At 61.2% G+C, this 11,678-nt stretch carries 9 protein-coding genes; all 9 read left to right on the top strand.

The features are described from left to right. Positions 1-41 precede the first annotated feature (41 nt). Positions 42-1,400: a TolC family outer membrane protein gene (locus BLU46_RS15365; RefSeq protein WP_063033672.1), complete on the top strand. Its 1,359-nt coding sequence runs from the start codon at positions 42-44 to the stop codon at positions 1,398-1,400. Between the two features lie 41 nt (positions 1,401-1,441). After that, entirely contained in the window at positions 1,442-3,598 is a 2,157-nt protein-coding gene (locus tag BLU46_RS15360; protein ID WP_093203162.1) for a type I secretion system permease/ATPase, read from the top strand. Then, positions 3,588-4,952, top strand: a complete 1,365-nt coding sequence (locus BLU46_RS15355) for an HlyD family type I secretion periplasmic adaptor subunit (protein ID WP_093203157.1) — start codon at positions 3,588-3,590, stop codon at positions 4,950-4,952. The genes BLU46_RS15360 and BLU46_RS15355 overlap by 11 nt, the downstream gene beginning before the upstream one ends. Positions 4,953-5,153: 201 nt before the next feature. Next, positions 5,154-6,047: a TauD/TfdA dioxygenase family protein gene (locus BLU46_RS15350; protein ID WP_063033670.1), complete on the top strand. Its 894-nt coding sequence runs from the start codon at positions 5,154-5,156 to the stop codon at positions 6,045-6,047. Between the two features lie 14 nt (positions 6,048-6,061). Beyond that, positions 6,062-7,087: an ABC transporter substrate-binding protein gene (locus BLU46_RS15345; protein WP_093203152.1), complete on the top strand. Its 1,026-nt coding sequence runs from the start codon at positions 6,062-6,064 to the stop codon at positions 7,085-7,087. A 1-nt stretch (position 7,088) separates the two neighbouring features. Next, complete coding sequence (locus BLU46_RS15340; RefSeq protein WP_093203148.1) at positions 7,089-7,940, top strand: ABC transporter ATP-binding protein; 852 nt, start codon at positions 7,089-7,091, stop codon at positions 7,938-7,940. A 12-nt stretch (positions 7,941-7,952) separates the two neighbouring features. Continuing rightward, positions 7,953-8,801 carry an ABC transporter permease gene (locus BLU46_RS15335; RefSeq protein WP_017478025.1) on the top strand — a complete coding sequence of 283 codons (849 nt, stop codon included), beginning with the start codon at positions 7,953-7,955 and terminating at the stop codon, positions 8,799-8,801. A 171-nt stretch (positions 8,802-8,972) separates the two neighbouring features. Continuing rightward, a complete protein-coding gene (locus BLU46_RS15330; RefSeq protein ID WP_093203144.1) occupies positions 8,973-9,893 on the top strand; it encodes a LysR family transcriptional regulator in 921 nt (306 codons plus the stop codon). Between the two features lie 229 nt (positions 9,894-10,122). Continuing rightward, positions 10,123-11,658: an MFS transporter gene (locus BLU46_RS15325; RefSeq protein ID WP_093203141.1), complete on the top strand. Its 1,536-nt coding sequence runs from the start codon at positions 10,123-10,125 to the stop codon at positions 11,656-11,658. The last annotated feature ends 20 nt before the right edge of the window (positions 11,659-11,678 follow it).

Below are 11,678 nucleotides of genomic sequence, written 5' to 3'. Positions count from 1 at the left end.
CTGCTGTGATTTGAGACAAGAAGTCCTGGGGAATTTTTGAAATGCGTTTGCACCTGTTTAAGGCACTGCCGTTCGTCCTCGCCGCGAGTTTCGTACACGCCCAAACATTGCCACAGGCCATGCAGCAAGCGCTCGACGTGCACCCTGAGATTCAGGCCGGCGTAAATAGTCGTATCGCCGCCGACTACCAATTACGCGCCGCCCAAGGTGGCTACCTGCCGAAGGTAGACTTGGCCGGTGGCTACGGTCGTGAAGGCGTGGACAACTCGTCCACTCGTGCCGCCAACGGTCGTGGCAGCAACCAATGGGATACGCTCAACCGCGGCGAATCGAGCCTGCGTCTGCAGCAAATGATTTTTGACGGTTTTGCCACTTCCAGCGAAGTAGGGCGTCAACAAGCCACCGTCAACTCCCGTGCTTATTCGTTGCTCGGCACCTCCGAGCGCACCGGCCTGACCGTTGCCCAGGTTTATCTGGACGTGCTGACCCGTCGTGAATTCGTACGCCTGGCTGAAGAGAACCTGCGCAACCACGAGCGCATCTACGACCAGATCAAACTGCGCACCCAGCGCGGCGTCGGTAACGGTGCTGACCAGGACCAGGCTGAAGCCCGTCTGGCTCAAGCCCGTAACAACCTGATCACCGAACAGACCAACCTGGCCGACTCCCAGACTAACTATCTGAGTGCCGTGGGCCAGATGCCTGACCAGTTGGAGCGCCCGGCACCGTTCATGGCCATGCTGCCAGCCGACCTGAACGAAGCACGTCGCCAGATGCTCGACAATAGCCCGATCCTGCGCTCGGCCGAATCCGATATCGTCGCGACCGAACAGCAATACCAAGCCGCCAAGTCGGCGTTCTACCCGCGTTTTGATGCTGAACTCGGTACCAATGCCGACAACAACGTCAACGGTGACCCGTCCCACAACAATGGCTGGGAAGCCATGTTGCGCATGCGCTTCAACCTTTACTCCGGCGGCAGCAACAAAGCTGATCTGGAATCCAAATCGGCCCTGTCCAACCAGGCCCTGGATATCCGCAATAACGCCTTGCGCCAGTTGAACGAAGAGCTGGGCCTGGCCTGGAATGCCCTGAACAACGCCAACGCCCAAGTGCCGATCGCCCAGCAATACGTCGATCACAGCACCCGAGTACGGACTTCCTACCAGCAGCAATTCAGTTTGGGCCAACGTACCCTGCTCGATTTGCTCGACAGCGAGAACGAACTGTTCACCGCTTCCCGTCGTTTGGAAGAGATCAAAAACATTCAGTTATTTACTCAATACCGAATCAAGGCGACCATGGGCGAATTGCTCAAAAGCCAGGGAGTGGTCGCGCCAATGGCCTCCGTCGTGCAAAACGACGTGAAGCCTAAAGTCCAACTGCCAGGGATGAATTGAGCCACCCCTCCAAGCCCCATCTGTTAGTCGAGAGTACCCGCGTGGAATCAGAAGTCAGTCGAGTTCATCTCAGTCATGATCCACGCACGCTGCATGACGACCCGTTACTCGACGGGTTGCTTGCGCTTTGTGCACTGCATCAGAAACCTGCCAGTGCGGCGATGCTCACCACCGGCCTGCCGTTGCCTGCGCAACGCCTGAGCGCTGAACTGCTGCCCCGCGCCGCTGCACGCGCCGGACTTCAGGGGCGTTTGTTGCAACGCAAGCTGGAACAGATTCCGACCATCGCCCTGCCGGCCTTGCTGTTGCTCAAGGACGGTCGCAGCACGGTGTTGGTCGGTTGGCATGGCGAGGACGAAGCTCGCATTTTGCTCAGCGAAAGCGATGGCGGTGAAGTCGTCGTCAAGCGCGAAGTGCTGGCCGATGATTACACCGGCAAAGTGTTCTTCGCCCAACCCCAGCACAAGTTCGATGTCAACCACGGCACCCTGATCCCCCGTGCCCGCTCCTGGTTCCGCGACACCTTGAAGCGCTCGCGCTGGCTTTACACAGACGCCATCGCTGCCAGTTTCCTGATCAACATCATCGCCATGGCCGCACCGCTGTTCGTGATGAACGTCTATGACCGTGTAGTGCCGAACCAGGCCACGGCCACCTTGTGGGTGCTGGCTATCGGCATTGGTGGCGCCTATCTGTTCGATCTGATCCTCAAGAGTCTGCGCAGTTTGTGCCTGGACCTGGCCGGGAAAAAAACCGACCTGATTATCTCGGCGACGCTGTTCGAGCGCATTGTCGGGATGTCCATGAAATACCGCCCGGCGCGGGTGGGCAGCTTCGCCCAAAATATCCACGAGTTTCAGAGCCTGCGGGATTTCCTCGCGTCACTGACCCTCACCAGCCTGATCGACCTGCCGTTCACCCTGCTGATTTTCCTGGTGATCGCTATCCTCGGCGGGCACCTGGTGTGGATTCCCGTGCTGGCGTTCCCGCTGGCCCTGGGCATCGGTTATGCCCTGCAAAAGCCCCTGGTGGCAACCATGGAGCGAACCATGGCCCTGGCCGCCGAGCGCCAGTCGAGCCTGATCGAAACCCTCGCCGGGCTGGACGCGGTCAAGGTCAATAACGCCGAAAGTGAACGCCAATACCAGTGGGAGCAAACCATTGGCACCCTCAGCCGTCTGGAACTGCGGGTGAAGTTGCTGTCGGGCCTGTCGATGAACATGACGCTGCTGATTCAGCAATTGGCGGGCGTCGTGATGATTTGCTTCGGTGTTTACCAGATCATCGACGGCAACCTGAGCATGGGCGGCCTGATTGCCTGCTACATGCTCAGTGGCCGTGCCTTGAGCCCGCTGGCTTCGCTGTCTGGCCTGCTGACCCGTTACCAGCAAGCCAAAGTCACCATGAAATCGGTAGACCAGATGATGGAGTTGCCCCAAGAGCGCAACTTCGAAGAGCGTCCGATGAGCCGCCGCACGCTGCAAGGTGCGATCGAATGCCGGGGCCTGAACTTCACCTACCCGGACCAGCAAAACGCCGCGCTGAAAAACCTCAACCTGGTGATCAAGCCCGGGGAAAAAATCGGCATTATCGGGCGCAGTGGTTCGGGTAAAAGCTCACTCGCCAAATTGATTGTCGGCCTCTACCAGCCTGACTCCGGCGCCTTGCTGGTGGACGGCGTGGACGTTCGCCAGATCGACGTCAGCGAGTTGCGCCACAACATCGGCTACGTGCCCCAGGACATCCAACTGCTCGCCGGCACCCTGCGGGACAACCTGGTATCCGGTGCCCGCTATGTCGAAGACGAAATGGTCCTGCAAGCCGCGGAATTGGCCGGTGTCCACGAGTTCGCCCGCCTGCACCCCCAAGGTTACGAACTGCAAGTCGGCGAGCGCGGGCAGAACCTGTCCGGCGGCCAGCGGCAGAACGTCGCGCTGGCCCGTGCCTTATTGCTCAACCCGCCTATTCTGCTGCTCGATGAACCGACCAGCGCCATGGACAACACCGGTGAAGAACGCTTGAAACAACGCCTGCAAGCTGTGGTGCAAAACAAGACGGTCGTGCTGGTCACGCACCGCGCCTCGCTGCTGTCCCTGGTGGACCGCCTGTTGGTGGTCGATCGTGGTCAGATTCTCGCCGATGGCCCGAAAGCCGCCGTCATGGAAGCGTTGAAAAAGGGGCAAATCAGTGTCGCTTAAGTCCTTCAAAAACGCGGTTGGCCGCTACTTCAAAGGCTCCGAATCCCTGCAAGACCAGCCGCTGCCCGAGGTCAACAAAGCACTGATCGAAGATGCGCCGCGGGTCATCCGCCTGACCATCTGGGCGATCATCGCGTTTTTCCTGTTTCTGGTGGGCTGGGCGTATTTCTCCAGTATCGACGAAGTGACGCGCGGCGACGGTAAGGCGATTCCGTCCTCCAAACTGCAGAAAATCCAAAACCTTGAAGGCGGTATCGTCGCAGAGCTGTACGTCAAGGAAGGCCAGATCGTCGAAGCCGGGGCGCCGTTGATTCGTCTGGATGACACGCGCTTTGTGTCCAACGCCGGCGAAACCGAAGCCTTGCGGTTGTCGATGTTGCTGCGGGTCGAACGCTTGAGCGCGCAGGTGGATGACCGTCCGCTGAATATTCCGGACGACGTGCTCAAGGCCGCGCCGAGCCAGGCCGCCAGTGAGCGCTCGCTCTACGAGAGCCGTCGTCAGCAGCTCAAGGACGAAGTCGGCGGGTTGCAGGAGCAACTGGTGCAGCGTCAACAGGAACTGCGCGAGTTCTCCTCCAAGCAAGGCCAATACCGCAACCAGCTGTCGTTGCAGCGCCAGGAAATCAACATGTCCGAGCCGTTGGTGGCCCAGGGCGCGGTCTCGCCGGTTGAAGTGCTGCGGCTCAAGCGTGCGGAAATGGAAACCCGTGGCCAACTCGATGCAACTACCCTGGCGATTCCCCGTGCCGAATCGGCGATCAAGGAAGTGCAGCGCAAGATCGACGAAACCCGCGGAAAATTCCGCAGTGAGGCCCTGACGCAACTCAACGAAGCCCGTACCGAACTGAACAAGGCTGCGTCTACCGGCAAGGCCCTGGAAGATCGGGTAAGCCGCACCCTGGTGACCTCGCCGGTGCGTGGCATCGTCAAGCAGCTGCTGGTGAATACCGTCGGCGGCGTGATCCAGCCAGGCAGCGACATGGTGGAAATCGTGCCGCTGAATGACACCTTGCTGGTGGAAGCCAAGATACGTCCGCAAGACATCGCCTTCCTGCACCCGGGACAAGAGGCGGTGGTCAAGTTCACCGCCTATGACTACACCATCTACGGCGGCCTCAAGGCCAAGCTCGAGCGCATCGGTGCCGACACCATCACCGACGAAGACAAGAAAACCACCTACTACATGATCACCCTGCGCACTGACCGCAGCCACCTGGGCACCGATGAGAAGCCGCTGATCATCATCCCCGGCATGGTGGCTTCGGTCGACATCATCACCGGCCAGAAAAGCATCCTCAGCTACCTGCTCAAGCCGATCCTTCGGGCGCGGGCAGAGGCCTTGCACGAGCGCTGATCCCGATTGCACGCCCAGGCAAGTCCGGCCCCACGGGGATGAATGTTTCCCTGTGGGAGCCGGGCTTGCCCGCGATGAGGCCCTCCAAAACGCCCAAGTGCCATGGCCTGTACAAAAGCCATATCGATATTCATTAACGGTATTTAAAATGCCGTTCTTATGACTATAAAGTCACTCTCCTGACTGTCCGGGAGTGAACTCATGTCTGCCACCTCTACTGTTCCAACAGCGAACGACACTGCACAAACCTTTGAGATCCGTCCATTTCCCGGCAGCGTCGGCGCCGAGATCATTGGCCTGGACCTGACCCGCCCGGTCAGCGACCAGGACTTCGCCCGCATCCATCGCGCGCACCTGGACCACCATGTCGTCGTCTTCCGCGACCAACGCATCACTCCCGAGCAACAGATCGCCTTCAGCCGCCGCTTCGGTGTGCTGCAAATCCACGTGCTCAAACAATTCCTGCTGGCCAACCACCCGGAAATCCTGATCGTCTCCAACATCATCGAAAATGGCCAATCCATCGGCCTGGGGGACGCCGGCAAGTTCTGGCACTCGGACCTCTCCTATAAGGAACTGCCGAGCCTCGGCTCGATGCTCCACGCCCAAGAGCTGCCGTCCGAAGGCGGCGACACCTTGTTCGCCGACATGCACAAGGCCTGGGACCACCTGCCCGAGCACCTGCGAAAGGCTGTCGAAGGTCGCAGCGCCGCACACTCCTACACGGCGCGTTACAGCGAAACCAAATTCGAAGGCAACTGGCGCCCGACCCTCACCCCTGAGCAGCTCGCTCAGGTGGCAGAAGTGGTGCACCCGATCGTACGCACCCACCCGGAAAACGGCCGCAAGGCGTTGTTTGTCAGTGAGGGTTTCACCACCCGTATCGTCGGCCTGCCGGAAGACGAAAGCCGCGACTTGCTGGCGCAGCTCTACGCCCACAGCGTGCTGCCCGAAAACATCTACCGCCATCAGTGGCAGCCCCACGACCTGGTGTTCTGGGACAACCGCTCGCTGATCCACCTGGCGGCCGGCTGCCCGAGCCACCTGCGGCGCAAGCTGTTCCGCACCACCATCCAGGGCGACGCGCCTTTCTGATCCGGAGCAAGACCATGTCCAAGAAAATCCCATTTGCGCGCCTGGCGGCCACGGTCGGCCTGGGCGTCAGCCTGCTGGCCGGCAGCCTTGTTGCACCTGCGGCCGCCCAGGCCGAAGGAGAGATTCGCATTGCCGAGCAGTTCGGCATCGTCTACCTGTTGCTCAACGTGGTGCGTGACCAGAACCTGATCGAAAAATACGGCAAGCAGGAAGGCATCGACATCAAGGTCGACTGGACCCAACTGTCCGGCGGCGCCGCCGTCAACGATGCGTTGCTCTCCGGCTCCATCGACATCGCCGGCGCTGGCGTCGGCCCGCTGCTGACCATCTGGGACCGCACCCACGGCAAGCAGAACGTGAAAGCCGTCGCCTCCCTGGGCAACTTCCCTTACTACCTGGTGAGCAACAATCCCAAGGTCAAGACCATTGCCGACTTCACCGAAAAAGACCGCATCGCCGTACCCGCAGTGGGCGTCTCCGTGCAGTCGCGCTTCCTGCAATACGCCGCGGCCAAGCAGTGGGGCGACAAGGAATTCAATCGCCTCGACAAGTACACCGTCGCCGTCCCGCACCCGGACGCCACGGCTGCGTTGATCGCCGGTGGTACCGAGCTGACCGGGCACTTCTCCAACCCGCCGTTCCAGGAGCAGGCCCTGACCAACCCGAACGTGCACGTGGTGCTCAATTCCTACGACATCCTCGGCCCCAACTCGCCGACGGTGCTGTTCGCCACCGAGAAATTCCGCAACGACAACCCGAAAACCTACAAGGCGTTCGTCGAGGCGCTGACCGAAGCGGCCCAATTCGCCCAGAACGATAAAGGCGCCGCCGCCGATACCTACATCCGCGTGACGAAGGCCAAGATCGACCGCGCCGAGCTGCTGAAAATCATCGAAAACCCGCAATTCGAATTCAGCGTCACACCGAAAAATACCTACCCGCTGGCGGAATTCCTCTACCGCGTCGGCGCGATCAAAAACAAACCCGAATCGTGGAAGGATTACTTCTTCCAGGACACCAAGCCGCTGCAAGGGAGCTGACATGAACGCGCCCTTGCAAGGCCACACGGCCAGCAACCCGACGACCACCGAAGCACTGCTTTCGGTGGATAAAGTCAGCCTTGAATACCGCACGCCGGAACGGGTCGTGCGGGCCACCCACCAGGTCAGTTTCGAGATCGACCCGGCGGACCGCTTTGTACTGCTGGGGCCTTCGGGCTGCGGCAAATCCACGCTGCTGAAATCCATCGCCGGCTTTATCAAGCCGTGTGAGGGCGAGATCCGTCTGCTTGGGCAAAAAGTCGAGCAGCCAGGGCCGGACCGCATCGTGGTGTTCCAGGAGTTCGACCAACTGCCGCCGTGGAAAACCGTCAAGCAGAACGTCATGTTCCCGCTGCTCGCCTCCAAGACCCTGAAGCGTCGCGAGGCCGAAGAGCGGGCCCTGTACTACCTGGAAAAAGTCGGCCTTACGGCCTTTGCCGATGCCTATCCACACACCCTGTCCGGCGGCATGAAGGCCCGCGTAGCCATCGCCCGGGCGTTGGCCATGCAGCCGAAAATCCTGCTGATGGACGAACCCTTCGCCGCCCTCGACGCCCTGACCCGACGCAAGATGCAGGAAGAGTTGCTGCTGCTCTGGGAAGAGGTGCGCTTCACGCTGTTGTTCGTCACCCACTCCATTGAAGAAGCGCTGGTGGTGGGCAACCGCATCCTGTTGCTGTCGCCGCACCCGGGGCGGGTGCGAGCGGAAATCCACAGCCATCAATACGACCTGCACAGCCTTGGCGGTGTGGCGTTCCAGGCTTCGGCGCGGCGCATTCATCGGCTGTTGTTTGATGAAGCGCCCGAGGCGGAAACCGAGCTGGGTTTCGCCGATATCCGCATCGCTTATTGAAGGGTTTCCACCATGCGCCAGGAATATGAAATCACCCTCGAACCGTTGCCCGGTGTTCGCGTAGAGCGCGAGTTGCCGCTGCGTCAGCGCTTGTGGCAACAAGGCTGGCTGCGTAAAAGCCTGATCCTGATCGTGCTCGCGATTCTCTGGGAAGCGGCCGCCCGTTATCAAAACAATGACCTGCTGCTGCCGAGCTTCCTGCAGACCCTGAGCGCGTTCTACGACGGCATGGCCAGTGGCGAGCTGTTGAGCAAGGTCAGCATCTCGCTGGTGGTGCTGATCAAGGGTTACCTGATCGGCATTGTGCTGGCGTTTGCCCTGACCACCCTGGCGGTGTCGACCCAGCTGGGCCGCGACCTGCTGAGCACCCTGACCTCGATGTTCAACCCGTTGCCGGCGATTGCCCTGCTGCCGCTGGCGCTGTTGTGGTTTGGCCTGGGACAGAACAGCCTGATCTTCGTGCTGGTGCATTCAGTGCTGTGGGCGCTGGCGCTCAACACCTATTCCGGGTTTCTCGGTGTCTCGGAAACCCTGCGCATGGCCGGTCGCAATTACGGCCTCAAGGGCATGCGTTTTGTGCTGTTCATCCTGATCCCGGCGGCGCTGCCTTCGATCCTCGCCGGGCTGAAAATCGGCTGGGCGTTTGCCTGGCGCACGCTGATTGCGGCCGAGCTGGTATTCGGCGCCACCAGCGGCAAGGGCGGGCTGGGCTGGTACATCTTCCAGAACCGCAACGAGCTGTACACCGACAAGGTGTTTGCCGGCTTGGCAGTGGTGATCCTGATCGGGCTGCTGGTGGAGAACCTGGTGTTTGACACCCTGGAGCGGGTCACCGTGAAGCGTTGGGGCATGCAACGCTAATCACCTGCTGCTCCCTGTAGGAGCGAGCTTGCTCGCGAAAAATGTCCAGGCAACGCGTCCCTTCAGGATGCCCGCGTTACCGTTAACGTTCTTCGCGAGCAAGCTCGCTCCTACAGAGAAGCCTGCTACGATTGCGCCAAGTTCACTCCCAACCCATCACGAGTGCTTGGCATGCAATTACCGGACATGAACCTGCTGGTCGCCCTCGACGCCTTGCTCGACGAGGGCAGTGTGGTGGGTGCCGCGCGGCGGATGAACCTGAGCCCGGCCGCCATGAGCCGCACCCTCACGCGAATCCGCGAGGCGGTGGGTGATCCGATCCTGGTGCGCGCCGGTCGCGGCCTGGTGCCAACGCCCAAGGCCCTGGAGTTGCAGGGCCAGGTGCGTACCGTGGTGGAACAGGCGGCGCTGCTGTTCCGCTCGGCGGACGAAGTGGACTTGCGCACTTTGCGCCGCCGGTTCAGCGTGCGGGCCAATGACTTTTTTGTCGGGGTGTATGGCGGTCGGCTGTTCGACACCATGGAGCGCATGGCGCCGCTGTGCGAGCTACGCTTCGTGCCCGAAGGCGACACCGACGACGAAGCCCTGCGTGAAGGCCGGCTCGATCTGCGGGTGGGTAACACCATGCCGATCACTCCGGAAGTGAAGGTGCAAAACCTGTTCACCACCACCTTCGTCGGGCTGGCGCGGGAAGGGCATCCGTTGTTCGATGGGGAAATCACCGCTGCACGGTTCGCCAGCTACTCCCACATCAGCATCTCCCGGCGCGGCATCGCCCGTGGGCCGATCGACACGGCTCTCAACGCCCAGGGCCTGGAACGTCGAGTCGCCATGATCGCCCCGGGGTTTCACGGCGCGATGTTCATGCTGCCGGACTCCGACCTGATCCTGCCGGTGCCCAAGGAGGCGCTCTACAGCGCCAATCGCCTGAAGCTGCCGTTGCGCGCCTTCACCCTGCCGATCTCCCTGCCGACCCTGGTGTTGACCCAGGCCTGGCACCCGCGTTTCGACAAAGACCCGGCCCATAAATGGCTGCGCGAAACCATGCGTGAATGCTGCGAGGCGACGTGGCAAGAAGCGCAACCCACGTGAGTCGCAAGTGAGCTCGGTCAATGTGGGAGCTGGCTTGCCTGCGATGCGGGTGACCCGGCTTTTCAGGAATAGCGAGGTGATGCCGTCGCGGGCAAGCCCGGCTCCCACTGCGATTGCCTACATTTTGATCATTGCGTCTGGTGCACTTATAAGCTTCCTATAAGTCACTTTCTGTCATGTCTAAGCCTGATTAAACTGCTCGGGTATTTCTTATTCCGAGTTGTAGTTCATGACGTCCCTCGCTGCTCCCGCACCCCTGGCCGCAGCCAAGCCGACCGCCATCACCCCGCCCGTTTTCGGCCCGCGCATCATCATCGGCCTGGTGGGCGTTTTGCTCGCGGTACTGGTGTCCGGCCTCAACGAGATGGTGACCAAAGTCGCCCTCGCCGATATTCGCGGCGCGATGTACATCGGCTTCGACGAAGGCACCTGGCTGGTGGCCGCGTACACCGCCACCTCCGTCTCGGCGATGGCCTTTGCACCCTGGTGTTCGGTGACGTTCTCTCTGCGCCGTTTCACCCTGTGCGCCATCGGCCTGTTCACCGTGCTTGGCGTGCTTTGCCCGTTCGCACCGAATTACGAAAGCCTGCTGATTTTGCGCACCGTGCAAGGCCTGGCCGGCGGCGCTTTGCCGCCGATGCTGATGACTGTGGCCCTGCGGTTCCTGCCGGCCAACGTCAAGCTGTACGGCCTGGCCGGCTACGCCCTGACCGCAACCTTCGGCCCTAGCCTCGGCACACCGCTGGCGGCCATGTGGACCGAATACGTCGGTTGGCAATGGGCGTTCTGGCAGATTGTCGGGCCGTGCCTGTTGGCCATGGCCGCCGTAGCCTACGGCTTGCCCCAGGACCCGTTGCGCCTGGAGCGCTTCAAGCAGTTCAACTGGCGGGGCCTGCTGCTGGGTTTTCCGGCGATCTGCATGCTGGTGATCGGCCTGTTGCAGGGCAACCGCCTGGACTGGTTCGAATCACCGCTGATCACCTCGTTGCTGATCGGCGGCCTGGTGTTGCTGGTGTTGTTCATGATCAACGAGTGGTCGCACCCGATGCCGTTTTTCAAGTTGCAGATGCTCGGCATCCGCAACCTGGCGTTCGCGCTGATCGTGCTCGCCGGCGTGCTGATCGTGCTGCTGGCGGTGACCATCATTCCGTCCAGCTACCTGGCTCAGGTACAAGGCTACCGCCCGCTGCAAACTGCCCCGGTGATGCTGATCATGGCGCTGCCGCAGTTGATCGCGCTGCCGTTGGTGGCGGCGCTGTGCAACCTGCGTTGGGTCGATTGCCGTTGGGTATTGGGCATCGGCTTGAGCATGCTGATCCTGTCCTGCGTGGGCGGGGCCCAACTGACGTCGGCGTGGATCCGCGATGACTTCTATGCGCTGCAATTGCTGCAAATTTTCGGGCAACCGATGGCGGTGTTGCCGCTGTTGATGCTCTCCATCGGCAGCATTACGCCGCAGGACGGGCCGTTCGCCTCGGCGTGGTTCAACACCGTCAAAGGCCTGGCCGCCGTGGTCGCCACAGGCGTGATCGACGCCCTGACCACCCACCGCCTGCATTTCCACTCGACCATGTTGGTGGACAGCCTGGGCAACTCGCCCCTGGCCGACAGCGATGCCGCCGGCCTTGCCCATCGCTTGCACCAGCAGGCCGTGGTGCTCACTTCTTCGGATCTCTACTACGTCATGGCCGGTGTCGCGGCGGTGTTGATCCTGCTGATTTTCTGGATGCCTACGCGGATTTATCCGCCCCGCGCGCCGACTTGATTGCTCACTGAGCCAAAGGG

Origin of the sequence: Pseudomonas yamanorum (assembly GCF_900105735.1) — a bacterium.
Lineage (GTDB): Bacteria > Pseudomonadota > Gammaproteobacteria > Pseudomonadales > Pseudomonadaceae > Aquipseudomonas > Aquipseudomonas yamanorum.
Note: the sequence above shows the minus strand (reverse complement) of the source record. Positions and strands in the feature narration are given on the sequence as shown.